23 protein-coding genes are annotated in these 25,223 nt (G+C 70.5%); 21 read left to right on the top strand and 2 right to left on the bottom strand.

Annotated features, from left to right (window positions below):
• Positions 1-259: 259 nt before the first annotated feature.
• From bshA to VF647_17605, 14 genes are all read left to right on the top strand, one after another.
• A complete protein-coding gene (gene bshA, locus VF647_17670; protein HEX8453918.1) occupies positions 260-1,426 on the top strand; it encodes an N-acetyl-alpha-D-glucosaminyl L-malate synthase BshA in 1,167 nt (388 codons plus the stop codon).
• Positions 1,427-1,446: 20 nt separating this feature from the next.
• A complete protein-coding gene (gene nadC / locus VF647_17665; GenBank protein HEX8453917.1) occupies positions 1,447-2,301 on the top strand; it encodes a carboxylating nicotinate-nucleotide diphosphorylase in 855 nt (284 codons plus the stop codon).
• Entirely contained in the window at positions 2,298-3,092 is a 795-nt protein-coding gene (locus VF647_17660; GenBank protein HEX8453916.1) for a biotin--[acetyl-CoA-carboxylase] ligase, read from the top strand. The genes nadC and VF647_17660 overlap by 4 nt, the downstream gene beginning before the upstream one ends.
• A gap of 66 nt (positions 3,093-3,158) precedes the next feature.
• The gene (aroA, locus tag VF647_17655; GenBank protein ID HEX8453915.1) at positions 3,159-4,457 is read left to right on the top strand and encodes a 3-phosphoshikimate 1-carboxyvinyltransferase; all 1,299 of its coding nucleotides are present in this window, start codon (positions 3,159-3,161) and stop codon (positions 4,455-4,457) included.
• Positions 4,454-5,158: a (d)CMP kinase gene (gene cmk, locus VF647_17650; protein HEX8453914.1), complete on the top strand. Its 705-nt coding sequence runs from the start codon at positions 4,454-4,456 to the stop codon at positions 5,156-5,158. Before aroA ends, cmk begins: the two co-directional genes overlap by 4 nt.
• A gap of 127 nt (positions 5,159-5,285) precedes the next feature.
• A complete protein-coding gene (locus tag VF647_17645; GenBank protein ID HEX8453913.1) occupies positions 5,286-7,166 on the top strand; it encodes a 30S ribosomal protein S1 in 1,881 nt (626 codons plus the stop codon).
• Positions 7,167-7,460: 294 nt separating this feature from the next.
• Positions 7,461-7,904, top strand: coding sequence for an energy transducer TonB (locus tag VF647_17640; protein HEX8453912.1), 444 nt, complete (start codon positions 7,461-7,463; stop codon positions 7,902-7,904).
• Between the two features lie 255 nt (positions 7,905-8,159).
• Positions 8,160-9,554, top strand: coding sequence for a S8 family peptidase (locus VF647_17635; GenBank protein ID HEX8453911.1), 1,395 nt, complete (start codon positions 8,160-8,162; stop codon positions 9,552-9,554).
• A 330-nt stretch (positions 9,555-9,884) separates the two neighbouring features.
• On the top strand, positions 9,885-11,366 hold the full coding sequence (locus VF647_17630; GenBank protein HEX8453910.1) for a S8 family peptidase: 1,482 nt from the start codon (positions 9,885-9,887) through the stop codon (positions 11,364-11,366).
• Between the two features lie 217 nt (positions 11,367-11,583).
• Positions 11,584-13,128 (top strand): acyl-CoA carboxylase subunit beta, encoded by a 1,545-nt coding sequence (locus VF647_17625; GenBank protein HEX8453909.1) that lies wholly within the window; start codon positions 11,584-11,586, stop codon positions 13,126-13,128.
• Positions 13,128-13,832 (top strand): hypothetical protein, encoded by a 705-nt coding sequence (locus VF647_17620; GenBank protein HEX8453908.1) that lies wholly within the window; start codon positions 13,128-13,130, stop codon positions 13,830-13,832. The genes VF647_17625 and VF647_17620 overlap by 1 nt, the downstream gene beginning before the upstream one ends.
• A 309-nt stretch (positions 13,833-14,141) precedes the next feature.
• A complete protein-coding gene (locus tag VF647_17615; protein ID HEX8453907.1) occupies positions 14,142-14,669 on the top strand; it encodes a DUF3990 domain-containing protein in 528 nt (175 codons plus the stop codon).
• The gene (locus VF647_17610; protein ID HEX8453906.1) at positions 14,653-14,955 is read left to right on the top strand and encodes a hypothetical protein; all 303 of its coding nucleotides are present in this window, start codon (positions 14,653-14,655) and stop codon (positions 14,953-14,955) included. Before VF647_17615 ends, VF647_17610 begins: the two co-directional genes overlap by 17 nt.
• A 42-nt stretch (positions 14,956-14,997) precedes the next feature.
• Positions 14,998-15,144, top strand: coding sequence for a hypothetical protein (locus tag VF647_17605; protein ID HEX8453905.1), 147 nt, complete (start codon positions 14,998-15,000; stop codon positions 15,142-15,144).
• Positions 15,145-15,215: 71 nt separating this feature from the next.
• Here VF647_17605 and VF647_17600 read toward each other — a convergent pair whose 3' ends face one another.
• Positions 15,216-16,484, bottom strand: a complete 1,269-nt coding sequence (locus VF647_17600) for a serine hydrolase (protein HEX8453904.1) — start codon at positions 16,482-16,484, stop codon at positions 15,216-15,218.
• On the bottom strand, positions 16,484-16,666 hold the full coding sequence (locus tag VF647_17595; protein ID HEX8453903.1) for a hypothetical protein: 183 nt from the start codon (positions 16,664-16,666) through the stop codon (positions 16,484-16,486). Before VF647_17595 ends, VF647_17600 begins: the two co-directional genes overlap by 1 nt.
• 146 nt (positions 16,667-16,812) lie before the next feature.
• Here VF647_17595 and VF647_17590 point away from each other — a divergent pair, with 146 nt between their 5' ends.
• From VF647_17590 to VF647_17560, 7 genes are all read left to right on the top strand, one after another.
• Complete coding sequence (locus VF647_17590; protein HEX8453902.1) at positions 16,813-17,346, top strand: DinB family protein; 534 nt, start codon at positions 16,813-16,815, stop codon at positions 17,344-17,346.
• Between the two features lie 6 nt (positions 17,347-17,352).
• Complete coding sequence (locus VF647_17585; protein ID HEX8453901.1) at positions 17,353-18,006, top strand: RDD family protein; 654 nt, start codon at positions 17,353-17,355, stop codon at positions 18,004-18,006.
• A 227-nt stretch (positions 18,007-18,233) separates the two neighbouring features.
• Positions 18,234-19,739 (top strand): acetyl-CoA carboxylase biotin carboxylase subunit, encoded by a 1,506-nt coding sequence (gene accC / locus VF647_17580; GenBank protein ID HEX8453900.1) that lies wholly within the window; start codon positions 18,234-18,236, stop codon positions 19,737-19,739.
• Positions 19,706-21,061 (top strand): class I SAM-dependent RNA methyltransferase, encoded by a 1,356-nt coding sequence (locus tag VF647_17575; GenBank protein ID HEX8453899.1) that lies wholly within the window; start codon positions 19,706-19,708, stop codon positions 21,059-21,061. Before accC ends, VF647_17575 begins: the two co-directional genes overlap by 34 nt.
• 1 nt (position 21,062) lies before the next feature.
• Positions 21,063-21,560, top strand: a complete 498-nt coding sequence (locus tag VF647_17570; protein HEX8453898.1) for an acetyl-CoA carboxylase biotin carboxyl carrier protein subunit — start codon at positions 21,063-21,065, stop codon at positions 21,558-21,560.
• 117 nt (positions 21,561-21,677) lie between these two features.
• A complete protein-coding gene (locus VF647_17565) occupies positions 21,678-22,397 on the top strand; it encodes a DUF4184 family protein (GenBank protein ID HEX8453897.1) in 720 nt (239 codons plus the stop codon).
• Positions 22,398-22,452: 55 nt separating this feature from the next.
• On the top strand, positions 22,453-24,924 hold the full coding sequence (locus VF647_17560) for a zinc-dependent metalloprotease (GenBank protein HEX8453896.1): 2,472 nt from the start codon (positions 22,453-22,455) through the stop codon (positions 24,922-24,924).
• The last annotated feature ends 299 nt before the right edge of the window (positions 24,925-25,223 follow it).

Raw genomic sequence — 25,223 nt, 5'->3', positions numbered from 1 at the left:
CGCAGGTCTGCCCCTACGGGCGTCGGTGTGCGCGATGGCGGGGGCGGTGCGGGGGAGGGCACGGGCGCGATGAATCGCGCCCCTACGGATTCGGCGGGGGGCGGGTGTGGGCGCGGTGAATCGCGCCCCGAACCCGGATCTTCTCGCGGAGTCCGCGCAGGCGGACTTTGTGCTGTTGTTGCCGCGAGTTCACTCGCCTGGGCAGGGAGGGGCATCGGCACAACTGGGCACTGAGCACTTGGCACTTGGCACTGCTTTTATGAAAATCGGCATCACCTGCTATCCGACCTACGGCGGGTCCGGGGCCATCGCCACGGAGCTGGGGATCGAGCTGGCGCGGCGCGGGCACCAGATCCACTTCATCTCGTACGCGCAGCCCTTCCGGCTCCCGCACTTCATGGAGCGGGTCTTCTTCCACGAAGTGGAGATGAGCCGCTACCCGCTGTTTGAGCACAACAACTACTCGCTGTCGCTGGCGGCGATGATGCACGAGGTCACGCTCAGCCACGGCCTCGATCTGCTGCACGTGCACTACGCCATCCCCCACGCGACCTCCGCGTGGATCGCCAAGGAGATGCTGGGGCACAGCCACCCGCTGCGCCTCGTCACCACGCTGCACGGCACCGACATCACGCTGGTGGGGCAGGAGAGGTCGTTCGGCGAGATCACCCGCTTCTCCATCCTGCGCTCCGACGGGATCACCGCCGTCTCCGACTACCTGAAGCGCGAGACGGTCGCCGCGTTCGGGGTGCCGGCGGACAGGATCGAGGTGGTCCCCAACTTCGTGGACCCCAAGCTCTACGACCGCGGCAAGCTCCCCTGCCACAAGCAGTCGTTCCTGCGCGACGGTGAGAAGATGGTGGTGCACGTCTCCAACTTCCGCCCGGTCAAGCGGGTGCGTGACGTCATCAGGATCTTTGCGCGCATGGCGAAGGAGGTGCCTTCGCGCCTGGTGCTGATCGGCGACGGCCCCGACCGGCCCGAGGCGGCCGACGAAGCGGCGCAGCAGGGCGTCACCGACCGCGTGCTCTTTCTAGGGAAGCAGGATTCGGTGGCCGAGCTCCTGGCGTGTGCCGACCTCCTCCTCCTCCCCTCGAGCAGCGAGTCGTTCGGCCTCGTGGCGCTGGAGGCGATGGCGAGCGGCGTTCCGGTCATCGCCTCGAACGCGGGCGGGCTGCCGGACCTGATCGAGGACGGCATCACCGGCTACGTCGCGCCGGTCGGCGCGGTGGAGGCGATGGCGGAGGCGGGCGCGTCGATCCTGCGCGACGGGAAGCGGTGGAGGACGATGAGCGCGGAGGCGCGCCGCTGCGCCGTGGAGCGGTTCGGCGTGGACGTGATCATTCCGCAGTACGAGCGCTACTACGAGCGCATCCTGGGGCGCGGGGCGCACACCGAGCCCGTGGCGCACGCCGCCAGCGCGTAAATACCCACACAGCCAACACGATGCCGCTTTCCGCCGAAGCGCTCTCGCTGATCCAGGCCGCCCTCGACGAGGACGTCGGGCCGGGCGACTTCACCACGCTCTGGACGGTGCCGGAGGGGCGCCGAGCAGAGGCCCGCATCGTCGCCAAGGCGCCAGGCGTGGTCGCGGGCTCGGAGGTGGCGGCCGAGGTCTTTCGCCGCGTCGATCCGTCGCTCGAGGTGGAGGTCGCCGCGCCCGACGGCACCGCGCTGGAGCCGGGCGATCTGGCGATGCGCGTCACCGGCTCGGCGCGCTCGATCCTGACGGCAGAACGGACGGCGCTCAACTTCATGCAGCGCCTCTCGGGCGTGGCCACGGTCACGCGGCGCTACGTGGGGGCGGTGGCGGGGACGGGTGCGCGCGTCATCGACACGCGCAAGACGACGCCGGGGATGCGCGCGCTGGAGAAGGCGGCCGTGCTCGCCGGGGGCGGCGCTAACCACCGCCACGGGCTGCACGACATGGTGATGATCAAGGACAACCACATTGCCGCGGCGGGCGGGATCACGGCGGCGGTCGATGCGGTGCGCACCCGCAACGACCGCGGCCTCGCCGTCGAGGTGGAAACGACGAACCTGGAAGAGGTGCGCGAGGCGCTCGCGACCGGCGCCGACCGCATCATGTTCGACAACATGCCGCCCGCTCTCATGCGCCAGGCCGTGGATCTGGTCCGCGCCTCCGACCCGCGCCCGGAGACGGAGGCGTCCGGCGGGATCACGCTGGACACCATCCTCGCCGCGGCGGAGACTGGCGTGGATTTCATCTCGGTGGGCGCGCTGACGCACTCCGCGCCCGCGCTGGACCTCTCGCTCCAGCTGCGCGCGCTGGACGGGTGAACCAGCGCGCGGAGCGGTGGGAGGGCGCCACCGCGGCGGAGCTGGCGGCGCGCTGGGGGGTCCCGACCGTGCACCTGTTCCAGACGGTTGGCTCCACCAACGATGCAGCGCGCGCCCTGGCCGATGCCGGCGCCCCCGCGGGGACGGTGGTCGTGGCGGAGGAGCAGCTCGCGGGGCGGGGCCGCGGCGGCAAGGAGTGGGCATCGCCGCCGGGGCTGGGGATCTGGATGACGGTCGTGCTGCGCCCCGCCGCCCTTCCCGCGCCGGGGCTGCTCCCGATCTTGGTGGGCCTCGCCGCGGCCGAGGCGATCGACGAGTTCGTACGCCCCGTGCGCGCGCAGGTGAAATGGCCCAACGACGTGCACCTGGCCGGCCGCAAGGTCGCCGGCATCCTGTGCGAGGGCGCCTGGGAGGCGGACCGCCCCGGCGCCGTCGTGGCTGGGATCGGGATCAACTGCGGCCACTCCGGCGACGATTTTCCGCCTGAGCTGCGGGATACGGCGACGTCGCTCCGCATCAGCGCCGGCTGGGCGCCGCCGCGCGCGGAGGTGGCGGGCTCGGTCGTGCGCGCCATCCTGCGCCTGGCCGGCAACCCACCCGCGCAGCTCGGCGGCGCCCTGCTGGATGCCCTGCGCGCCCGCGATGCGCTGGAGGGCAGGGCAGTGGTCGTCACCGGCGCCACCCCCGTCACCGGCACGGCGCTGGGGATCAGCCCCGCCGGCGCCCTCCTCGTCCGCTCCGACGCGGGCGTGCTGCGCACCATCCGCTCCGGGACCGTGCGGCTCGCCTGACGCCGTTGCGGCACCCGCGCACGGCCGGGTACCTTGCAGCTCCAAACCGCCACCCAAGGGCGCACGATGAAGCTGCAGATCCACGGGGACACGCACGTTCCCGGCGACAAGTCCATCACCCACCGCGCGCTGATGTTCGCGGCGCTGGCGCACGGTGAGAGCCGCCTCTCGGGCCTGCTGCCGGGCGAGGACTGCCGGAGCACCGCGTCCGTGCTGCGCGCGCTGGGCTGTGCCATCCCTGATATTCCCGAGGATGGCTCGGAGATCCGCGTGACGGGGCACGGCGTGGGCGAGTGGCGGCGGCCGACGGCGGAGCTGGACTGCGGCAACAGCGGGACGACGGCGCGGCTGATGATGGGCATCCTCGCCTCGCGCCCCTTTGCCGCGACGCTGACCGGAGACGAGTCGCTGCGCGGTCGGCCGATGCGACGCGTGACGACGCCGCTGCAGCGCATGGGCGCGCACTTCAACGAAGCCGGCGCGCCGGACCGCCTCCCCATCGAGACCGTCGGCGGGCCGCTGCGCTCGCTGGACTACACCTCGCCCACCGCGAGCGCGCAGGTCAAGAGCGCGATCCTGCTCGCGGGCCTCACCGCTGGCGTCCCAGTCAGCGTCACGGAGCCGCACCTGTCGCGCGACCACACGGAGCGCATGCTGGCCGCACTCGGCGTGAGCGTGCAGGCATCGCCGGTGGAGGGCGGATGGCGCGTCGCCGTGCCCGCGCACCGGAGGCCGCTCGGCGCGCTCGACCTGCGCGTGCCGGGCGACCCATCCTCCGCCGCGTTCCTCGTTGCGCTCGCGGTGATGGCGGACGACGGCGAGCTGGTGATCCGCGGCGTCGGCGTGAACCCGACGCGGACCGGCTTCCTCACCATCGCCGAGCGCATGGGCGCGCAGATCGAGCGCACCAATGAGCGCACGGAGGGCGGCGAGCTCGTCGCGGACCTGGTGGTGCGCCCCTCCACCCTGCGCGGCACCTCCGTCGGCGGCGAGGAGGTGCCCGCGGCGGTGGACGAGATCCCCATCCTGGCGGTCCTCGCCGCGCGCGCGGAGGGGGAGACGCGCATCACGGGCGCCGGCGAGCTGCGGGTGAAGGAGACGGACCGCATCGCCGCCATCGCCGGCAACCTGCGCGCGCTCGGCGCCGAGGCGGAGGAGCTGGACGACGGGCTGGTGGTGCGCGGCTCCGACAAGCCACTCGTCGGAAAGATCAAGACGTACGGCGACCACAGGATCGCGATGGCGTTCGGCGTGCTCGGCGCGCTGCCGGGGAACGAGGTGGAGATCGACGACCGCGAGTGCGCCGCCGTCAGCTTCCCCGGCTTCTTCGACCGCCTGCAGGAGCTGACGGGAGGCAACCAGTGACGCACCAGAAGCTCAACCGCCCGGACGGGATCATCATCGCGCTGGACGGCCCCGCAGGCTCCGGCAAGAGCTCCACCGCGCGCGCCGTGGCCGAGCGGCTGGGCTACCGGCACCTGGACTCGGGGGCCTTCTACCGCGCGCTCACCTGGGCCGCCTTGCGCGCCAGCATCCCCGCCGACGAGTGGACGGCGCTCACCCCCGAGCAGCTCGACGCGCTGGACGTGCACGGCGCGCCGGAGGGCCGCAGCTACACGCTGACCGTCGGCGGGTGGGACGTGTCGGAGGCGATCCGCACGCCGGAAGTAAACGCGCACGTCTCGCGCATGGCCGCCGTGCCCGCGGTGCGCGAGTGGCTGATGGACGCCCTGCGCGAGGCGGGGGCGCGCGGCGGTCTGGTGGCGGACGGGCGCGACATCGGCACCGTCGTCTTTCCCGATGCCGAGCTCAAGGCGTACCTGGTGGCGGACCCCGAAGAACGCGCGCGGCGGCGTCTGAGAGAGCAGGGAAGCAGCGACTTCTCGGACGAAACCGTACGCGCGGAAGCGGCCCGCCTGGTGGGCCGCGACGAGATCGACTCCGGGCGGGCGGTGGCGCCGCTGGCGGAGGCGGCGGACGCGGTGAGGATCGACACCACCGCGCTCAGCTTCGAGGAGCAGGTGGAGGCCGTGGTGAAGCTGGCGAAAGAGAGGGCCGGGGGTTGACCGAAGGGGCGGAAAACCGTATCTTTTCCTGTTTTCCGGGGAATTTTCCGCCCCGATCCTCCATCACCCCCAACACTCCGCCGCCCCGCGCGTTTCCAGGAGCCGGCCGGAAGGGACCCAGCCACACATGGCCGACCAGACCCAGCCCGAGCAGTACCAGCCGGACGAAGACGAGAACAGCGGCGGCCTCGCCACCGCCGTAGGCAACTTCGTGAAAGGCTTCAGCACCCTTACGGTCCAGCAGGTGGCGGACCGTGCCCGCTCGCTCAACATCCGCGCCGACCTCTACGACGAAGAGGAGTACTCCGACGAGGAGTACGAGGCGATGCTGGAGATGTACGGCGACACCCTCACCAACATCGAAGAGGGTGAGATCGTCAAGGCGCGCGTCCTGCGCGTGACCGACAAGGCCGTCATCCTCGACCTCGGCTTCAAGAGCGAGGGCGCGGTGGGCCGCGACGAGTTCAAGGACCCCGACTCGCTCCAGATCGGCGACGAGGTCGAAGTCTTCCTGGAGAACCTGGAAGACGAAGACGGCGTCGTCGTGCTTTCCAAGAAGAAGGCCGACTTCCTCCGCGTGTGGGAGCAGATCCGCGTCGCCTACGAGAACAATGAGGCGGTCGCCGGCATGCTCACGCGCAAGATCAAGGGCGGCGTCACCGTCGACCTGATGGGCGTGGACGCGTTCCTGCCGGGCTCGCAGATCGCCCTGCGCCGCGTGCCGAACATCGAGGACCTGATCGGGGAGACGTACGACTTCCGGATTATCAAGCTGAACAAGCGCCGCCGCAACATCGTGGTGTCGCGCCGCGTGCTCCTCGAGGCCGACCGCGAGATCAAGCGCGACCGGCTCAAGAAGGAGCTCGAGGTGGGCCAGGTGCGCATGGGCGTGGTGAAGAACATCACCGACTTCGGTGCCTTCATCGACCTGGGCGGCATGGACGGCCTGCTGCACATCACCGACATGTCGTGGGGCCGCGTCGGCCATCCGACCGAGGTGGTGTCGATCGGCGCCGAGCTCGAAGTCAAGGTGCTCGACATCGACTGGGAGCGCGAGCGCCTTTCGCTCGGCCTCAAGCAGCTCCAGGCGTACCCCTGGAAGGACGTCGACAAGAAGTACCCGGTCGGCGCCCGCGTGCGCGGCCGCGTGGTCTCCATCACCAACTACGGCGCCTTCGTGGAGCTGGAGAAGGGTGTCGAGGGCCTGGTGCACATCAGCGAGATGAGCTGGACGCGCAACGTCCGCCACCCGTCGAAGATCGTGTCGCTGGGTGACGAGATCGAGGCCGTGATCCTGAAGGTGGACGTCGAGGGCGAGAAGATCTCCCTGGGCATGAAGCAGATCGAGGAAGATCCGTGGCACGCGCTGCCGGTGAAGTACCCGGTGGGCACGCGCCTCAGCGGCAAGGTCCGCAACCTCACCTCGTTCGGCGCCTTCGTGGAGATCGAGCCCGGCATCGACGGCCTGGTGCACATCTCCGACATGAGCTGGACGAAGCGGATCCAGCACCCGTCCGAGGTCGTGAAGAAGGGCGACGACGTGGACGTGGTGATCCTGGGTGTGGACGCCGAGAACAAGCGCATCTCGCTTGGCCTCAAGCAGACCATCGAGGATCCGTGGGACGAGCTGGCGCAGCGCTTCTACGCCGGCCAGGAGATCAACGGCACCGTGTCGCGTCTGCAGGACAAGGGCGTGGCGGTGGACCTGGGCGACGACATCGAGGGCTTCGTCCCCGTGTCGCAGCTGGGCGTCACCGGCCTGCAGAACCCGGCCGACGTCTTCGCCGAGGGCGACGAGCTGGAGATGCGCGTCACCGAAGTCGACGCGCCCAACCGCCGCATCGTCCTGGAAGTGACCCGCGTTCCGAAGTTCGAGGGCGGGCAGCCCGTGCTGCCGGTCCGCGACGAGACCGCGGAGAGCACCGAGGGCGCCGAGGAGACCACCAGCGAAGCCGGCGGCGACGTCGCGGTTGAGCCGGTGGCGACGGACGCGGAAGAGACCGAGTAAGCTTTCGGTTCTTTTGCTGGACGCACGAGGGGGTGCGGGGCTTCGGCTCCGCACCCCTTTTTTGCTGGCCCCCTCCCCCCGGCCCCCTCCCCCGCCTGCGGGGGCGCAGGGCGGGTGAGGGGGAGAACGGCACAGGACCGGTAGGGGCGCGATTCATCGCGCCCGTGCGCCGCCGCTCCGTCGTCGGTGGGCTTGTCGTGCGCGTCCACCGTCCAGGCTGGGTTTGCGGGGAAACACCCGGCGCATCAAATTGGAGGGTACTCGTCCTCGCGCCTGCGCCTTTCGACAGCTGAAATGATGAAGATCGTCGCCTCACCGCTGGTGGTCGTCTGCTGCGCCCTGCTGCTCACCGCGTGCGCGTCGGGCGGCGGGAGCGCGCCGCCGAGCCCCGCTGCTGCCGCGTCGGGAGTTCCGGCCGATACGACTCGCGTGTACGACGTAGAACAGGTGACGGTGAAGCCGAGGCTGGCCAACACCACCTCCGTAGCGCGGGCCCTGGAGCAGAACTACGGAGGCGTGCAGCGCGACGCGGGACTGGAGGGCACCGTTCAGCTCCGAATGGTCGTCGAGAGGGACGGGCGCACCTCGTCCATCGTGGTCGTGCGGAGCAGTGATGCGCTGTTCAACGACGCTGCTCTCAACGTCGCGCGGGCCATGCGCTTCAACCCCGCCCAGGTGAACGGAGTGCCGGTGCGCGTCAGCATGGAGCTCCCGATCACCTTCAGGCCGAATCCCTGACGGCGGCCGAAAGCGGGTTCACAAGGGAGCAAGAAGAGAACGGCGGGAGGGCTGATGAAAGTGTGCACCGATGCTCTTGTAATTGCGGACGATCAATTTTAAGATCGAAATGCGCCAGCGTGCGACACTTTTCTTCACCCGTCAGGAGGAGAGACCATCGTGAGAGCGAGAGCATTGGCAGTATTTTCCGCCCTGATCGCCGCCACCGGAGTGTCCGCGTGCTCCGATGGACCGGTGGGGCCGGACGCGTCCGGGGTGAAACCCGAATCCCGGATGGCGCCGGTGTTCTCGGCGACGCCCGGTGCGGCGATTCGCGGACGGTACATCGTGGTGTTCCATCCGGGGTCGGACGCGGCCGGGGCGGCGCGGCAGGTGCTGGCCGCGCACGGCGGCGAGCTGCACTACACCTACTCGCGCGCCCTGACCGGCTTCGCGGCCACCCTTCCGGCTGCGGCCGTCGAGGCGCTGCGGCGCAACCCGCAGGTGAGGTACGTGCAGGAAGACGGGATCGCGACCATCAACACCACGCAGAGCAACGCACCCTGGGGGCTGGACCGCATCGACCAGCCGAACCTGCCGCTGAACGGCACCTACACCTACACGGCGACGGGCGCGGGCGTGCGGGTCTACGTCATCGACACGGGGATCCGCACCGATCACGTGGAGTTCGGCGGGCGCGCATCGGCCGGGTACGATGCGTACGGCGGCACCGGGCAGGACTGCAACGGGCACGGAACGCACGTGGCCGGCACGGCGGGCGGCAGCACCTACGGCGTGGCCAAGGGCGTGACGCTGGTCGGCGTGCGCGTGCTCGACTGCAACGGGTCCGGCAGCTGGAGCGCCGTGATCGCCGGAGTGGACTGGGTGACGCAGAACCACGTGAAGCCCGCCGTCGCCAACATGTCGCTGGGCGGCGGCGCCTACCAGGCGGTGGACGACGCGGTGAACAACTCGATCGCGGCGGGCGTGACGTACGCCGTGGCGGCGGGCAACGACGGCGCGGACGCCTGCAACTACTCGCCGGCGCGGGTGGCGGCGGCGCTCACGGTGGGCAACTCCACCTCGTCCGACGCGCGGGCGGCCACCTCCAACTACGGCACCTGCCTGGACCTCTTCGCGCCGGGCACCGACATCACCTCCGCGTGGTACACCAGCAGCACGGCCACCAACACCATCAGCGGCACCTCGATGGCGTCGCCGCACGTAGCAGGCGTGGCCGCGCTCTACCTGGAGGGCAACCCCACGGCGGCCCCCGCCACGGTTGCGTCGGCCATCATCAACGCGGCGTACACCAACAAGCTGACGAACATCGGCACCGGCTCGCCCAACCTCCTGTTGAACTCGCTGCTCACGACCCCACCGCCGCCGCCGCCGAGCCCGCTGACGGCCACGGTCGTCGGCTGCGACATGTACTCCTACACCACGTACAGCTGCACCGTCACGGCCAGCGGCGGCAGCGGCACCGGGTACAGCTTCACCTGGGCGTACGGGGGGGAGTACTACGACCAGGGCGGAGTCAGCAAGGCGTACGTCACGTGCAACAAGAATGGCTCGTATCCCTACTATACCAGTGGGTATATGAGCTCCTACGGAACCGTGACGGACAGCAACGGCAATTCGGCCTACTTCTCGATTTCGCGGTCCTGCTGACGCGCCGTCCGTTCGCCACGGAATGATTGGCGAGGGGGTGTGGAGCGAGATGCCCCGCACCCCGATCGCGCCGGCGAGCTGAGGCTGGGCTGGCCTGCGCGGGCTACGCTTCCGAGGGACTGTGGCCTCGCGACCGCCGCCTATTTTACGCCTGCGGACGTACTTTCCGTGAGAACGGCATTCTGTGCGTTCCACCGCTCTCCGGCTGGGTGAACTCCAGCGTTGCGCGAGGATCCGGACCCCACTTGCACTGCCTGAAAACGCCACTTGTAGTCTAAATACCCGGTCATCCTGACCACCCTTACACCACCATGCGAAAGGATGTGAAGCATGCGATACTCGACGTTTGGTCCCCTCCCGGCCCTGCTGGCGGCGGTTGCCGTGGCGGCGGGGTGTGCCGACGCGCCCACCACCACGCCCCTGCCCGCCACAGGCATCGCGCCGCTGCACGCGGCGGCGCCGTCGCAGCGGGTCAGCGACCGGTACATCGTCGTGTTCCGCGACGATACGCGGGACGCGCCCGGGCTTGCGGCGCGGCTGGTGGCGGAGCACGGCGGCACGCTGCATCACACGTACACCCACGCCCTCCGCGGCTTCGCGGCCACCCTGCGCCCCGCCGCCGTCGAAGCGCTGCGCCGCAACCCGCAGGTCAAGTTCGTGGAGGAGGACGGGATCGTGAAGGCGAGCACCACGCAGTACGGCGCGCCGTGGGGGCTGGACCGCATCGACCAGACGGTGGACGGCAACTACAACTACACGGCCACCGGCAGCGGCGTGCGCATCTACGTGCTGGATACGGGCATCCGCTTCGATCACGGGCAGTTCGGCGGCCGCGCGTCCGCGGGCTACGACGCGCTCGGCGGCAACGGATCCGACTGCAATGGCCACGGTACGCACGTCGCCGGCACCGCGGCGGGGAGCACGTACGGCGTGGCAAAGAGCGCCAGCGTGATCTCCGTACGCGTACTGGGCTGCAACGGCTCGGGCACCACCAGCGGCGTCGTGGCGGGCGTGGACTGGGTCACGCAGTACCACGTGAAGCCGGCCGTGGCGAACATGTCGCTGGGCGGGGGCGCCAGCACGGCCATCGACAACGCGGTAGCCAACTCCATCAGCGCCGGCGTGGTCTACGCCGTCGCGGCGGGCAACGATCGCGGCGATGCGTGCCTGTACTCGCCCGCGCGGGTGGCGGGGGCGCTCACCGTCGCCGCATCCGCGTCGGGCGACGAGCGGTCGTTCTTCTCCAACTACGGGCGCTGCGTGGACCTGTACGCGCCCGGCTCGAGCGTAACGTCGGCCTGGTACACCAGCACCTCGGCGACGATGACGCTCAACGGCACCTCCATGGCCTCGCCGCACGTGGCGGGGGTCGCCGCCCTGTACCTGCAGGGCAACCCCACCGCCTCGCCGGCCACCGTGTCGGCGGCGATCCTGAACTCGGGGGCCGTCAACGTGGTGATGGGCGCCGGCACGGGAGCACCCAACAACCGCGTGGTCAACTCCACGCTCACGGGCTACTCGCCGCCACCCGCCTTCCCGCAGACCGGCGCTCCCACGGCGTATCTCTCCTGCGGGTACGTCGGCGGCGGGATGGTGGACTGCAGCGCTTCCGCGTCGGGCGGCACGGGCAGTGGCTACGAGTACACCTGGATCAATGCGTCCGGCTACGACACGTACGGGTCGGTGCAGTGCCCGCAGACCCTCCACGGCACCTGGGTGGACGTGTACGTGACCGTGCTGGACAGCGGCGGCTCGGGCACTGAAAAGTGGCAGGCGGTGGAGTGCCCCGGCGGCATGTGGGAGCCCATCTGAGGCGCATCCGGCCCGCGTAAATAGGGGCTCACACAGAGACACGGAGCCACAGAGAGAACCGCACAAGGTTTTCTCTGTGGCTTTCAGTTCCCTCCGTGCTCTCTGTGTGAGGCTGTTCGTTGTTCGTGACCCGTGCGAGCCCGGCACCGGCGTGGTAGATTGCCCGCCGAATTGCGGGGATACCTCACACGCACACCACGGGCGGCGCGCGATGTCGATGCGGGAAAAGCTTGAAAAGCTGGAGGAGCTCCGCCGCCAGGCGGAGATGGGCGGCGGCGCCAAGCGCATCCAGGCGCAGCACGAGCGCGGCAAGCTCACCGCGCGCGAGCGGCTGGACGTGCTCCTGGACGAGGGATCGTTCGTGGAGCTGGACCGCTTCGTCGTCCACCGCGCCACCGACTTCGGGCTGGAGAACGAGAAGTACCTGGGCGACGGCGTGGTGACCGGCTACGGCACCATCCACGGGCGCCTCGTCTACGTCTTCTCGCAGGACTTCACCGTCTTCGGCGGGTCGCTCAGCGAGGCGCACGCGGAGAAGATCGTCAAGATCATGGACCTGGCGCTCAAGAACGGCGCGCCGGTGGTGGGCCTCAACGACTCGGGCGGCGCGCGCATCCAGGAAGGTGTCGTGTCGCTGGGCGGTTACGCGGACATCTTCCTGCGCAACACGCTGGCCTCCGGCGTCGTTCCGCAGATCTCGGCGATCCTGGGGCCGTGCGCGGGCGGCGCGGTGTACTCGCCCGCCATCACCGACTTCATCTACATGGTGCAGGGGTCGAGCTACATGTTCGTCACCGGGCCCAACGTGGTGAAGACGGTGACGCACGAGGACGTGACGATGGAGGAGCTGGGCGGCGCCGCCACGCACGCGGCGAAGAGCGGCGTGGCCCACTTCGCCGTCAAGAGCGAGGTGGAGTGCCTCCACAAGATCCGCCACCTCTTCGAGTTCATCCCGCAGAACAACCAGGACGACGCGCCGCGCAGGGCCACCGACGACCCGTTCGACCGGGCCGACGAGGAGCTGCTGGACGTGGTGCCGGAGAACCCGAACAAGCCGTACGACATGCACGACGTCATCCGCCGCGTGGTGGACGACGGCGAGTTCTACGAGGTGCACGCCGACTACGCCGGAAACATCCTCTGCGGCTTCGCGCACGCGGGCGGCCACTCCATCGGCATCGTGGCCAACCAGCCGGCGGTGCTGGCGGGAGTGCTGGACATCGACGCGTCGGTGAAGGCGGCGCGCTTCGTCCGCTTCTGCGACTGCTTCAACATCCCCATCCTGACCTTCGAGGACGTGCCGGGCTTCCTTCCCGGCGTCACGCAGGAGCACGGCGGCATCATCCGCCACGGCGCCAAGCTCCTCTACGCCTTCTGCGAGGCGACCGTCCCCAAGGTCACCATCATCACCCGCAAGGCGTACGGCGGCGCGTACGACGTGATGAGCTCCAAGCACATCCGCGGCGACATCAACTACGCCTGGCCCACCGCCGAGATCGCGGTTATGGGGGCCAAGGGCGCCGTGGAGATCCTGTACCGGCGCGAGATCGGCACCGCCGAGGACCCGGCGGCCGCCGCCGACGCCCGGCAGCAGGAGTACGCGGAGCGCTTCGCCAACCCGTTCGCCGCCGCCGCCCGCGGCTACGTGGACGACGTCATCGATCCGCGCGAGACGCGTGCGCGGGTGATCAGCGCCTTCGACATGCTGCAGAACAAGCGCGACAGCAACCCGCCGCGCAAGCACGGCAACATTCCGCTCTGATGACCATCGACGAGCTGCTGGCGGGCTACTCGCCCGAGGTGCGCGATCTCGCCCTGCGCGCCTGCGACCTGGTGCGCGCCGTGCTCCCGGACGCCGTGGTCAAGGTGCATCCGGGGTGGAAGAACATCATGTTCAGCACCGGCCCGCGCATGGGCGACATGGTGGTGGCGGTGATGCCGCTCCGCGCGCGGATCAATCTCCATCTTGCCGGCGCCGACCTGCCGGACCCCGCGGGGCTGCTGGAGGGAACCGGCAAGATGGGGCGGCACGTCAAGGTCGACTCGCCGGCCGTGTTGGAGAGCCCGGCCGTTCGCGAGCTGCTGCTGGCCGCGGTGGCGCACCAGTCGCACCCAGCCGCGGAGCGCGTCGCGAAGGCCGGCCCCCCGGCGGACGGCTACCGCGCCTACGCCAGCAAGACGATCGGCGTCCCGCTCGACACCCTCTTCGCCGCCTGGACGGACGACGACATGCGCCGCCGGTGGCTCGGCGACCACCCCGTTACCGTCCGCGGCACCACCCCCGGCAAATCGCTTCGCGCCCGCTGGGCCGACATGCCCATCGACGTGCGCTTCGAGTCCAAGGGCGACACCAAGAGCAGCGTCAGCATCGACCACCGCGGCATCCCGTCCGAGGAAGAGGCGGCCGCGTTGAAGGCTTCGTGGGGCGCGGCGCTCGAGAGCTTGAAGGCGCTCCTCGCTCGATGAGCCTTGCGCAGAGAGAAGGAGACACCGGGAGCTTCTCCCGGTGTCTCTTTTTTTTCTTGTCAGCGACCAAGGCGAGATCTCCGGCACGATCCGGCCTCGTCACGCTCCTAATGGCCTGCGGAAAGTGCTCCAGTGTGGGCGCGCCGTTCGGGCACGGGCAGTCCGAAGAAGGGCAAGATCCGGGCAGCGGAAGACCCAATGGAGCGCTACGGCTCGTTTAGGGACGCTCGCGTAAAATCAAGGGAAAATGGTACGCAACTCGCGCGTGGCGGCGTGAGAACGTGAACTACGCGCAGCCAGGCTACCTTGATGATTCGACACACGCCGGACCCGCCGCCACGGTGGCGGAACGATCCACTCGTACTGTACCACGGCACGCTCTTCACGCGGTACCTGGAGATCGCGCGCGACGGAGTTCAGGTCGGCCGCGGGCGTGACGGTACTGATTTCGGACGCGGCTTCTATGCGACGCTGGATCGCGATCAAGCGATGAGGTGGGCAACTCGTCTCGCCGCAGGTCGCAAGGACAAGCCAGTCGTCGCCTTCGCTGGGGTGAGTCGCGACGACCTCGCTTCGCTCGAGTGCCTGTTCTTCGTGCGGGGCGACGAGGGCGCGGATGACTTCTGGAGCTTCGTTTTTCATTGCCGGCGCGGCGCGAAAACGCATGCGCGCCGCGGCGGCCAACGCACGATGTACGACGTGGTCGCGGGTCCCGTTTCCAGGAACTACCACCTGAGAAGCGCGTACGAGAACATGGACCAGATCTGCTTCCATACCGGCGCGGCAGAGCAGGTCCTGAACAGCGTGCCCTGGAGCTGCTATGATCCCGGAACTTGAAGTAGACGCCTTCTGGCTCGCGACCATCGAGTGCCTGGTCCGCTACCACGGGTTCACGCACGAGGAAGCGATGAGCGGAGTTGCAGCCTTTCGGCACCGGATCGCGCAGTCTCCTCTGCCGAGCCCTGACGAGATGGTGTACCATGACGAGCCGTTCAACGTCGCTTGCGATATCGCGGGGCGGGAGCTGGACCGCTTTGCTATCATCGATGAATACGAGCGCCTGCTGGGCGATGCGTTGGAACGCGCTGCTGGCGAGCTCGCCACCAGTTGGCGCGAGGAGTAGGCCGATGCTTTGTGGTTTGAACAGGTACTTGCCGCATCATATATGATCACCGCACAGCGGGCGTACGGGACGAGGCTCACGATCCTGCTGGCGGCCGGGGTGAACGACATCATGTTTGGCGCCGCCGATCTCGCGGGGAACCGGAAGAAGGTGGACGACCGGGTGGTCTATCCCCGGCCGGGTGAGTAAGCGAAGAAGGGAGGGGGTCTGGATGCAACGGAGAGGGCGCGGAGAGATTTTCGCGCCCTCTCTTCGTTTGGCTACCGCGCGGTGCGGGCCGCGAGCACGCGCTGGACGATGCCGTCGATGGCGTTTTGCTCGATCCAGCGGGCGACGATGACGAGGTCGTTCTCGGGGTCTACGTAAATGACGTTGGTGCCGTTGCCCAGGTGCATGAAGGCCGACGCGGGGGCGCTGGGGAGGCGCTTGCGGTCGGTGTTCAGGAACCAGTTCATGAAGCCGTAGCCCGGCTCCGGCGCGGTGGGGGTGAGCGCCATCCGCACCCACTCCTCCGAGAGGATCTGGCGGTCGCGCCAGCGGCCGCGGCGCAGCGTCAGGTAGCCAAAGCGCGCCATGTCCCGCGCGCTGATGAACATCCCGCCGCCCCAGTGCCCCCCGCCGCTCACCGACTGCACCGCCACCCCGTCCATCAGCACCCACGAGTTCTCATACCCCGTCCAGCGCCACGACGGCGACGCGCCGATGGGGTCCATCACCTCCTCGCGCAGCACCTGCGGCAGGGGGCGGCGCAGCACGTTGAGCGCGGCGAGCGCCAGGACGTTCACGCGCACGTCGTTGTACTCGTAGGCGGTGCCGGGGTCCTTGCGCGGGCGCGTGAGCCACTCGGACGGCGTCTGGCTGGGACGGTCCGCCCACTCCGGCTTGCCCCAGAGCGTCCCCTCCCAGTCGCTCGTCTGGCGCAGGAGGTCGTCCCAGGTGATGCGGCGGTTGTGCGGCGTGTCGAAGGGGCGCAGCGGCGTGCCCGCGCCCATGCCTGCATCGTGGCGCGCGCCGCCGGCAGGGATCACCATCACCGGGGCCATGGAGCGCCACACGGGTGCGCGCAGGTCGCGGATCAGCCCGCGGTCGAACGCCACGCCCACCACGCTCGAGAGGAAGCTCTTGGTGACGCTGAAGGTCATGTCCACGCGGTACGGATCGCCCCATTCGGCCACGATGTAGCCGTTGCGGATGATCATCCCCGTGGGGTCGCCACGCGGCTGGAAGGGGCCCACCGCCTCGCCGAACGGCTCGCGTCCGAAGGTCTGGTAGTGGGCGAGCTCCAGGTCGCGCGGAGCCTTCGACTCGCTGGCGATGGCGAAGCGCACCGCTTCCTGGAGCCGCGCCGAGTCCAGCCCGGCCTGCGCGGGCGTGCGCCGCTGCCAGTCGTCGCCGGGGCCGGGATAGTAGGCGTTGCGCGGCTGCGCGGCGGGGCGCTGCGCGAGGGCGGCTCCCTGTGGCGCGCCGGCCAGGAGGAGGAGGACGAGCGCGAGGCGGCGGATGGACGGCACGGGTGAATGGCTGCGCATCACGCCGTCACCCCAGCCGCTGGGCGTGCGAACGCTTCGTGGCGCGCATCGCCGGGGCCCCAGTGGGCCACGGAGAACCAGATGATGAAGCCCAGCACCAGCGCGATCAGGAGGAGCGCGATCCAGGTGCTCACGCGGCCACGCCGGGTGTTGATGGGTGGATCCTGGTAGTCGTTCTTCATGGCGGTGCCGGCGTTGGAGTGCGTCGTACGATGCGCGCGGACCCGCGCAACTCCCGTGCTTGCGCGCCCCGGCTGGCAGCACAGCGCGGGCATCCGTAGTTTCACCTGCGCAGCCCCTCTGCCCCACGATTATCAGGAGCCCGTCCTTGGAGATCACCGCCACCTTTTCGCCCCCCGCTGAAGGCGAATACGCGTCCTTTTATGCCGGCTACGTCGCGCTTGCGTCGCAGGGCGACCTGCTGAGGCGGCTGGAGGCGCAGATCCAGGAGGTGTCGGGTCTGCTGCGCGGCCTTTCCGAGGAGGAGGCGATGTTCCGGTACGCGCCCGGGAAGTGGAGCGTCAAGGAGGTCGCCGGTCACCTGGCGGACACGGAGCGCATCATGGCGTACCGCGCGCTCCGCATCGCACGGGGCGACACCACGCCGCTGCCGGGATTCGACGAGAACAGCTTCGTGGCGACCGCGGGCTTCGACGCGCGCCCGCTCCCTTCGCTCGTGGAGGAGTGGGAGACGGTGCGCCGCGCCAGCCTGCTCCTGCTGCGCGGCTTCGACGCCGAGGCGGCCGGCCGCGTGGGGACCGCGAGCGAGGCGCCGATCACGGCGCGGGCGCTGGCGTACATCATCGCCGGGCACGTGGCGCACCACCTGGAGATCCTGCGCACCCGCTACTCCCTCGCCTGAGCATCCATGGACACTCAGGCCACTCCTCACGAGATCTATCTCGGCCGCGGCGGCGACCGCAGCGGCCCATACACGATGGACCAGGTGAGGGACCTGGTGGGGGAGGGGCGGTTCTCGCCGGGCGACTGGGCCTGGTATCCGGGCGCGCCGCAGTGGATCGAGATCCGCGGCCTTCCGGGGCTCGCGCTCTCCAGCTTGCCGCGGCCGCCGGGCTACCAGGCGCCGCTGGCGAGGACGGCGACGGTGACGCGGTTCGCCGGGTTCTGGATTCGCTTCGCCGCCATCCTGATCGACTCCATGGTCCTCCTAATCCCGCTCAAATACCTCCGAAGCCTTCTCATCGAGGAAAGAACGGGCGACCCGGCGGCGGATCTCTGGGTGAACCTGGCGTCGCTCGCCCTGACCGTGTTCGTGCACCTGGCCTACCGGTCCGCGTTCCACGCGTCCCCATGGCAGGCGACGATCGGCAAGCGCGCGGTGGGGATCCAGGTCACCGACCTGCAGGGGCGGCGCATCACCTTCGACCACGCGACGGGGCGCTGCCTCGCCGAGTTCGTGTCCGGCTGGACGCTGGGGATCGGGTACGTGATGGCGGGACTCTCCTCGCGCAAACAGGCGCTGCACGACAAGATCGCGGGAACGCTGGTCCTCTACCGCTGACTGGTCGCGCCGGTGCGACGGACGGGCGCGATCAATCGCGCCCCCACGGGTTTGGCGCGGCGAGCGGAGTTCTCCCCCTCGCCCGCCCTGCGCCCCCGCGGGCGGGGGAGGGGGCCGGGGGGAAGGGGCGGCTCGCGGAACCAGTGCGGGCGCTGTACCTTGCCGCGCTGTCGCGCACCACGAAACGCCCCGCGCGCGCGGGGCCGAACCGAGCACCTCCGGAACGCGTGTTCAAGAAGATCCTGGTAGCCAACCGCGGTGAGATCGCACTGCGCGTGATCCGCGCCGCGCACGAGCTGGGCATCGAGGCCGTGGCGGTCTACTCCGAGGCAGACCGCCTGGCCCCCCACGTGCTCGCCGCCGACGAGGCGTACCTGATCGGCCCGCCGCCCTCCGCGCAGAGCTACCTGCGCGCGGACGTGCTGATCGAGGTGGCGAAGGCGTGCGGCGCCGAGGCGATCCACCCCGGCTACGGCTTCCTCAGCGAGCGCGCCCCGTTCATCCAGGCGGTGCGCGACGCGGGGCTCGTCTTCATCGGCCCCTCGCCCGAGGCGGTCACCGCGATGGGCGACAAGACGGCGGCGCGTTCGCGGATGATCGACGCCGGCGTCCCCGTCGTGCCCGGCACCAAAGAGGCGCTGCGCGACGCGGCGGAGGCGCGCACGGTGGCGGGGGAGATCGGCTATCCGGTGCTCCTCAAGGCGGCGGCGGGTGGAGGCGGGAAGGGGATGCGCATCGTGGCCAGCGAGGACGAGATCGAGCGCGCCTTCGAGGCCGCCGGCAACGAGGCGCAGTCCGCGTTCGGCGACCGCTCCGTGTACGTGGAGAAGTACCTGGAGGGGCCGCGCCACATCGAGATCCAGCTCCTGGCCGACCGCCACGGCAACACGCTGCACCTGGGCGAGCGCGAGTGCTCCATCCAGCGCCGCCACCAGAAGCTGATCGAGGAAGCCCCCAGCGCCGTCCTCACGCCGGACGAGCGCCGCGCGATGGGGGAGATGGCCGTCGCGGCGGCGCGCGCGGTGAGCTACGAGGGCGCCGGCACGGTGGAGTGCCTCTACCAGAACGGCGAGTTCTACTTCCTTGAGATGAACACGCGCATCCAGGTGGAGCACCCCGTAACCGAGCTGGTGACGGGGGTGGACCTGGTGCAGTGGCAGATCCGCGTGGCGGCGGGCGAGGCGCTCCCCTTCACCCAGGACGACATCACCTGGAACGGGCACGCCATCGAGTGCCGCATCACCTCCGAGGACCCCGCCAACAACTTCCTGCCATCGACGGGCCGCATCGGGAACCTGACGCTCCCCTCCGGGCCGGGCGTGCGCTGGGACGGCGGCATCGCGACGGGGGTGGAGGTGGGGCTCTTCTACGATCCCATGCTCGCCAAGCTGATCGTCCACGCGCCCACCCGCATCGAGGCGATCGACCGGATGAAGCGGGCGCTGCTGGAGTTGCGGCTGGAGGGCGTGGACACCAGCGTCCCCTTCCACCTGCGCGTGATGGACGAGGCGGACTTCCGCGCCGGCCGTCTCGACATCAAGTACCTGGAGAAGCACGAGGCCGAGCTGCTGGGCGAGAGCACGGACGAGGAGCTGATCCGCGCCGCCGCTCTCGCCGCCGCGCTGCTGGAGGAGGAGCGCCGCAATCAGCGCTCGGTTCCGCGCCCACAGGGGTCCACCTCCACGGGCGGCGGGAGTGCGTGGAAGAGCCGCGCGGGCTGGAGACGGGGTTGAAGGGTCCGCGGGCGAGGCGGCCGGTCGCGCGCCGCGAGCCGCCGCGGCCGGTGCGGGTGCGCATCGACTCCATCGCGGGGGGCGGGGAAGGGGTGGGGCGGCTCCCGGACGGGCGCGTCGTCTTCGTGCACCGCACCGCCCCCGGCGACCTGGCCGAGGTCGCGCTGACCGAGAAGCGCGACCGTTGGGCGCGCGGCCGCCTTCTGCGCGTGCTGGAACCGTCGCCCGAGCGGCGGGATGCGCCGTGCCCGCACTACGCGCGCTGCGGCGGGTGCACGCTGGAGCACATGCCGTACGATGCGCAGCTCCGCGCCAAGGCCCGCATCGTCGCGGACGCCCTCACGCGCATCGGCGGGGTGCCGACGGAGCCGCCCGAGGTGGTGCCCTCGCCGCGCGAGTTCCGCTACCGCAATCGCGTCTCCTTCGCCCTGCGGCGGCGGGAGAACGGGCGGGTGGAGGCCGGCTTCCACGGCCTGGGCGAGCCGGACGAGGTGGTGGACATCGAGGGCTCGTGCCTCCTCCCCGAGGAGCCGATCGCCCGTGTGTGGGACGCCATCCGCGCCAACTGGGGCCCCGACGCGCGACTCCTTCCCTCCGGCGAGCGGCTGCGGCTCACGCTGCGCGCGACGGCGAGCGGTGAGGTGTCGCTGCTGGTGGAGGGCGGCTTCACCCCCGGCCGGCCCGACGAGCTGATGGAGCGCGTCCCCGGCCTGGTCGCCGTCTGGCACCGGCCGCGCGAGGCGTCGCCGGAGCTGATCGCGGGCTCGCCGGGGCTGCCGGAGACGTGGGGCGACGAGACGGTGGAGCTGAGCGGCACCGCCTTCCTGCAGGTGAACCGCGAGGCCGCCGCGCTGCTGGAGGCGCACGTCCTGGAGCGCGCGGGCGACGTCGCGGGGCTGCGCGTGGTGGATGCGTACTGCGGCGTGGGCCTCCACGCCCGCCGCTTCGCACGGGACGGCGCCCATGTAGTCGGCATCGAACTGGACCCACAGGCGGTGGAGGCGGCGATCGCGGCCGCCCCGCCCGGCGCCGAGTTCGTGGAGGGGCCTGTCGAGGAGCTGATCCGCCAGCACCTCCCCGCCGATCTCGTCATCCTGAACCCGCCCCGCGCCGGCATCGCGGCGGAGGTGGCGGATGCGCTCGTGGCGGCGCGTGCGGAGCGCATCCTCTACGTCTCGTGCAACCCGGCGACGCTGGCGCGCGACCTGAAGAGGCTGTCGTCCGCGTACACGCTGGTGAGGATCCGCTCCTTCGACCTTTTTCCGCAGACCGCGCACGTGGAGAGCGTGGCGGAGCTGCGGTCCAACGCTGACCCGAGCTGACATGCGCTACTTCGTGACGATCGGCGACCGCACGCTGGAGGTGGACCTCACCGGCGCGACGCCCATGGTGGACGGTACTCCCGTGCACGCGCAGCTCGCGCACCTCCCCGGCACCCCCGTGCGCAGCCTGATCGCGGGCGGGCGCTCGCACACCCTCACCGCGCACGCCGGCGACCGCAAGGGGCGCTGGCAGATCACGATGGGCGGCCGACGCTTCGCCGCCGACGCCGTGGACGAGCGCACCCGCGCCATCCGCGAGATGACCGGCGCGACCGAGGACGAGGCGAGCAAGGAGATCGTGGCGCCGATGCCCGGCATGGTGGTCAAGATCGAGGTGGAGGTGGGGCAGGCGGTCAAGGCGGGGCAGGGCGTCATCATCGTGGAAGCGATGAAGATGGAGAACGAGCTCAAGGCGCCCGCGGACGGTGTCGTCGCCAAGATCGCGGTGCAGGAGCGGCAGACGGTGGACAAAGGCGCCACGCTGATCGTCCTCGAATAGATCCTAACAGCAGTCTCACGCGGCGGCGCGGAGCCGCTGAGAGAGCACGCGAAGTTCTCTCCGTGTCTCCGCGCCTCCGCGTGAGACCAGTTGTTACTATCCGGAACTGGGGGACCGTTGCCGCTGACCGTTTCGCATCCCGCGGCCGCGTGGCTGGTGAGGCGTGTGGCGCCGCGGCTGCCGCTGGACGCGCTGGTGCTGGGTACGATGGCGCCGGACTTCGAATACATCCTGAGATTGCGGGTGTACGGCCGCTTCGGGCACACGCCGCTCGGCCTCTTCCTGTTCTGCCTTCCGGTCGGCCTGGTGGCGTGCGCCGTGTTCCGCGCGCTGGTGCGCCCCACGGCCATGCGGCACCTCCCCGGGGGACTGCGCTCGCCCGCGCCGCGCCATGGATGGCTCGCGTCGGCCGTGGCGGTGCTGGCGGGTGCGGTGACGCACGTGCTGTGGGACTCCGTCACGCACGGAAGCGCGGACCTGGCCGTCGATTCGCCGCTGCTGCGCGAGATGGTGGCGGGCGTGCCCGTATATCACGTGCTGCAGCACGTTTCCACGCTGGTGGGCGCGGTAGTGATCGCGTTCTGGGTGCGCGCGTGGGTGCGAAGCCACCCCGCCGAGGCGCGGCGGTATGCTCCGGGCGAGCGGAAAGCGGCGCTGCGTGTGGCCGGCGCGATGGTGGCGTTCGCCGCGCTCACCGCGATGCTGAACGGTGCGCGCCGCCTGCACGCCGGCCCCGTGGTGGCGCTGGGGTACGCGGCGGTGGGCGGAATGGCGGGGCTCGCCGTGGCGGCGGTGGCCTATGGCGCGGCCACCCGGCGGGATGATGCTGCCGGGTGATCCGCGCATTATCTTGCCCGCGTACTCCGTCCGCCTTCTCCTCCGCCTGGTTCGCATGAACAAATCCATCTTTGTCGCCGCGGCGTGCGCCCTCGCGGCGTGCTCGTCTCCCGCCGCAAGGCCGGCCACCGGGCCCGCACCCAGCGCGCCCGCCCAGAGCTCCTTCGCGCAGCGTGTGGCGGGGATGGCGCGCCAGGACGGCTACTTCCCCCTGTACACGGACGCGAAGACGGGGAAGCTGATGCTGGAGGTGCGGCGCGTGGGGGAGGACTTCCTCTACCTCAACTCGCTCGCGACCGGCATCGGCTCCAACGCGCTGGGGCTGGACCGCGGGACGATCGGCGACGGCGTGGTGGTGCGCTTCGAGAGGCACGGGCCGAAGCTCCTCCTGGTGGAGCAGAACACCGGTTTCCGCGCGGTCAGTGGGAGCGCGGCGGAGCAACGAGCGGTGGCGGAGTCGTTCCCCACTTCGGTGCGCGGCGCGTTCCCGGTGGTGGCCGAAGAGGGCGGGCGCATCCTGATCGACGCGACCGACTTCTTCCTCCAGGACGCGTTCGGCGTCGCGGGGCAGATCCGGAGAGCGGGGCAGGGGGAGTTCAGGATGGACCGCGAGCGGAGCACCATCTATCTGCCGCGCACGAAGTCGTTCCCCACGAACACCGAGATCGAGTCGCTCCTCACCTGGGCCAGCGACAACCCGGGGCCCGAGATCGTCCGCCACACACCGGACGGGCGCTCGCTGTCGCTGCGGCAGCACCACTCTTTCGTCGAGCTCCCGCCGCCCGGCTACCGCCCGCGCGCGTTTGACCCGCGCATCGGCTTCTTCCCGCTCACCTTCTTCGACTTCAGCCAGCCGCTCGACCGCGCCTTTCAGCAGCGGTGGATCACGCGATGGAGGCTGGAGAAAAAGGATCCCTCCGCCGCGAGGTCCGAGGCGGTGCGGCCGATCGTGTACTACCTCGATCCCGGCATCCCCGAGCCGTACCGCACGGCCTTTCGCGAGGGCGCGAGCTGGTGGAACCGGGTGTTCGAGGCGGCGGGGTTCATCAACGCTTTCCAGGTGATGGACCTTCCCGAGGGCGCCGACCCGATGGACGCGCGCTACTCGGTGGTGCAGTGGGTGCACCGCACCGATCCGGGATTTTCCATCGGCCCCTCCTTCACCGACCCGCGCACCGGCGAGATCATCAAGGCCGCCGTGCGCATGGACTCGTACCGCTCGCTGACCGACTACAACATCTTCGCCGGCACCCTGCCGACGGTGGTGGAGCCGGTGGGCGACTGGGTGGCGAGCCTGGGCGGAGACGATGGAGAGGCGTTCGCGCTGGCGCGGCGAAGGCAGCACGTGGCGCACGAGATCGGGCACACGCTGGGGTTAGCGCACAACTTCACGGCCTCCACCTACGGCCGCGCGTCGGTGATGGACTACCCGGGGCCGCTGATCGAACTGCGCAACGGCCGCATCGACCTGTCGCGCGCCTACCGCGCCGGGCCGGGCGCGTACGACACGCTCGCCATCCGCTACGCCTACACCCCCTTCGCCACGCCCGAGGACGAGGCGCGCGGGCTGCGCGACATCATGGCCGAGGGGATGCGCCGCGGCCTGCGCTTCATGGGCGACCGCGACGCGGACGAGGCGGGGATGATGCCCGGCGTCACGCGCTGGGCCAACGGCCCGGACCGCATCGCGGAGCTGCGGCGGACGATGGAGGTGCGGCGTTTCCTCCTGGACCGCTTCAACACCGCCGCCATCCGCCCCGGCGAGCCGATGTACCTTCTGAGCCAGCGGCTGGCGCCCGTATACCTGCATCACCGCTACGCGCTGGAGGCCGCCATCAAGTCGATCGGCGGGCTGGAGTACACCTTTGCGCTGGCCGGCGACGCGCAGGTGCCGGCCACCATCCACGACCCCGCGGAGCAGCGGCGCGCCCTCGATCTCCTCGTCCGCGCGATGCAGCCGGAGGAGCTGGCGATCCCCGAGCGCGTCGCGGCGCTGATCCCGCCGCCGCCGTTCGGCTACTCGGGGAACGCACAGTCGTTCGCGTCACCGGGCGGCGGCGCGTTCGATCCGCTGGCGGCGGCTGAGGGACTCTCCGCGAGCATCGCCAACGGCGTGCTGCACCGGGAGCGGGCGGCGCGGCTGGTCTCCTTCCACGCCCGCAACCCCGCGGCCCCCTCACTGGACGAGGTGATCGGGCGTCTGGTGGATGGCACCTGGGGTGCGCCCGCGTCATCGAACCCGCGCGATGCCGCCCTGCGCCGCGTGGCCCAGCGCGCGGTGCTCGACCGCCTGATCGCCCTCGCCGCCGACCGGATGGCGGTGCCGCAGGCGCGCGCAACGGCGGAGCTTCACCTTTCGCGCCTGGCCGACCGTCTCCGCGCCCGCCGCGCCGGCGACGTGGCGCAGCGTGCCCACGACGAGCACGCCGCCCGCGAGATCCGCCGCTTCCTGGAGCGCGCCGCGCCGCCCACCGAGCCCACGCAGCCCCTGCCGCTGCCGCCTGGGACGCCGATCGGGAGTCCGTGAGGGGGGGCGAAGGCCCCCTCCCCCGCTCGTTCCTCGCGGCCCCTCCCCCAAACCGCGGGGGAGGGGCTTTTGGCGGGCGTAGGTGCGCATGGCCTGGGGCGGAGCGGGGGCGGGCACGGGCAGCCACGTGGGGCAGCCCCTACGGGGTTGGGTGTACGTTGCGGGGGCGGCGCGGGGCGGGGGAGGGCAGACACGCAGGTCTGCCCCTACCGGCATCGGTATCGTGGGCAGGAGGCGGTGCGGCGGCGGGCACGGGCGCGATAAATCGCGCCCCTACGAGCATTTGCGCGGTTCACGCC

The sequence above is a fragment of the Longimicrobium sp. genome (assembly GCA_036387335.1).
Taxonomy (GTDB): domain Bacteria; phylum Gemmatimonadota; class Gemmatimonadetes; order Longimicrobiales; family Longimicrobiaceae; genus Longimicrobium.
The sequence above is the reverse complement of the archived record's forward strand: the minus strand, read 5'-3'. Positions and strand labels throughout refer to the sequence as shown.

What these genes read in the sequence shown, in the direction of transcription:
- VF647_17600 (HEX8453904.1), bottom strand. Translation starts at nt 16,484, where the DNA reads ATGCGCAGCCATTCACCCGTGCCGTCCATCCGCCGCCTCGCGCTCGTC.
- VF647_17625 (HEX8453909.1), top strand. Translation starts at nt 11,584, where the DNA reads ATGCGGGAAAAGCTTGAAAAGCTGGAGGAGCTCCGCCGCCAGGCGGAG.
- VF647_17585 (HEX8453901.1), top strand. Translation starts at nt 17,353, where the DNA reads ATGGACACTCAGGCCACTCCTCACGAGATCTATCTCGGCCGCGGCGGC.
- VF647_17630 (HEX8453910.1), top strand. Translation starts at nt 9,885, where the DNA reads ATGCGATACTCGACGTTTGGTCCCCTCCCGGCCCTGCTGGCGGCGGTT.
- VF647_17615 (HEX8453907.1), top strand. Translation starts at nt 14,142, where the DNA reads ATGATTCGACACACGCCGGACCCGCCGCCACGGTGGCGGAACGATCCA.
- nadC (HEX8453917.1), top strand. Translation starts at nt 1,447, where the DNA reads ATGCCGCTTTCCGCCGAAGCGCTCTCGCTGATCCAGGCCGCCCTCGAC.
- VF647_17610 (HEX8453906.1), top strand. Translation starts at nt 14,653, where the DNA reads ATGATCCCGGAACTTGAAGTAGACGCCTTCTGGCTCGCGACCATCGAG.
- VF647_17560 (HEX8453896.1), top strand. Translation starts at nt 22,453, where the DNA reads ATGAACAAATCCATCTTTGTCGCCGCGGCGTGCGCCCTCGCGGCGTGC.
- VF647_17595 (HEX8453903.1), bottom strand. Translation starts at nt 16,666, where the DNA reads ATGAAGAACGACTACCAGGATCCACCCATCAACACCCGGCGTGGCCGC.
- VF647_17605 (HEX8453905.1), top strand. Translation starts at nt 14,998, where the DNA reads ATGATCACCGCACAGCGGGCGTACGGGACGAGGCTCACGATCCTGCTG.
- VF647_17645 (HEX8453913.1), top strand. Translation starts at nt 5,286, where the DNA reads ATGGCCGACCAGACCCAGCCCGAGCAGTACCAGCCGGACGAAGACGAG.
- VF647_17620 (HEX8453908.1), top strand. Translation starts at nt 13,128, where the DNA reads ATGACCATCGACGAGCTGCTGGCGGGCTACTCGCCCGAGGTGCGCGAT.
- aroA (HEX8453915.1), top strand. Translation starts at nt 3,159, where the DNA reads ATGAAGCTGCAGATCCACGGGGACACGCACGTTCCCGGCGACAAGTCC.
- VF647_17640 (HEX8453912.1), top strand. Translation starts at nt 7,461, where the DNA reads ATGATGAAGATCGTCGCCTCACCGCTGGTGGTCGTCTGCTGCGCCCTG.
- VF647_17570 (HEX8453898.1), top strand. Translation starts at nt 21,063, where the DNA reads ATGCGCTACTTCGTGACGATCGGCGACCGCACGCTGGAGGTGGACCTC.
- bshA (HEX8453918.1), top strand. Translation starts at nt 260, where the DNA reads ATGAAAATCGGCATCACCTGCTATCCGACCTACGGCGGGTCCGGGGCC.